This window comes from Streptomyces carpinensis, from assembly GCF_002154505.1.
In the GTDB taxonomy this organism is placed as follows: Bacteria; Actinomycetota; Actinomycetes; order Streptomycetales; family Streptomycetaceae; genus Streptomyces; species Streptomyces carpinensis.
This window is the reverse complement of the sequence record NZ_MUBM01000681.1, coordinates 1-512: the sequence shown is the minus strand read 5'-3', so window position 1 is coordinate 512 and position 512 is coordinate 1. Positions and strand designations below refer to the sequence as shown.

Below are 512 nucleotides of genomic sequence, written 5' to 3'. Positions count from 1 at the left end.
CGCCGTCGGTGTCGCCGACGGGGTGCCGGACGAGGCCGTACCGGCTCCCGCACGTTCGGCGAGACCAGGGAAGGCTACGCTCTCGCCGCGCCAGCGCGCCGCCCGGACCGCCGCCTCACGCAGCGCCACGGCGGCCTCGCGCCGCCGCTCCCCGCCGCAGGCCCGCACCAGGTCGGAGTACACCCCGGCCACCCGGTCCTCCAGCTCGGCGGCGAACCGGACCGCCGCGGCCGAGTCCGGCACCGGGAACGGGAGTGCGTAACCGGCCGCCGCGGCCACCGGCCGGCCGCCCATGTCCCGCACCTCGCGCACGAGCGCGTCCCGCNNAGTTCCTGTTCCGTCGCCGCGCTCGCTTGGCTCACTTGTCGTCGTCTCCGTCCGTCAGCAGGTACGCGTGCGCCGCCCCGGCCGCCGCCACCGACGCCAGCAGCCGGGCCAGCTCGCCCGGCACCTCCAGCAGGTCGGCCGTCCGTCGGTCGGCGAGCGACCGTTCGGCGGCGGCGAGTTCGGCG

1 protein-coding gene is annotated in these 512 nt (G+C 78.2%); it reads right to left on the bottom strand.

The window, feature by feature from the left end:
- A partial coding sequence (locus tag BZY54_RS47870; RefSeq protein WP_143668424.1) for a DUF4439 domain-containing protein occupies positions 1–312 on the bottom strand: 312 nt, incomplete at its 3' end.
- Positions 313–512 lie beyond the last annotated feature (200 nt).